This window comes from Halomonas sp. ND22Bw (assembly GCF_003011945.1).
In the GTDB taxonomy this organism is placed as follows: Bacteria; Pseudomonadota; Gammaproteobacteria; order Pseudomonadales; family Halomonadaceae; genus Halomonas; species Halomonas halophila.
This window is the reverse complement of record NZ_PXWD01001308.1, coordinates 1-255: the sequence shown is the minus strand read 5'-3', so window position 1 is coordinate 255 and position 255 is coordinate 1. Positions and strand designations below refer to the sequence as shown.

Sequence of the window (255 nt, the reverse complement as noted above, 5' to 3'; positions counted from 1 at the left end):
GATCCGCGATTCGAGAGGCCACGTTTGTCCAGCCGCCCCCGGCATACATCCGGTCTGATCCGCCGACTGGCGGGACTGGCCTTCGAGCTGACGCCCCAGATCTTTGCTGTGCTGGCCTTTGGCGCAGGCGCGCTAATGCTGGCCTCTGCGGGGACGCCCGAGTTCGACGGTCGACTGCGTCAGCTGACAGGCGTGGTGTCCCCGATCCTGATCGACTTGTCGCACTTCGTCGGCAGCATCGCCGGATTTCTGCTT

Annotated in this window: 1 protein-coding gene; it reads left to right on the top strand. The window is 64.7% G+C overall.

All coding sequences use genetic code 11. The features are described from left to right. Positions 1-24: 24 nt before the first annotated feature. A partial coding sequence (locus tag CVH10_RS22410) for a hypothetical protein (RefSeq protein ID WP_219925014.1) occupies positions 25-255 on the top strand: 231 nt, incomplete at its 3' end.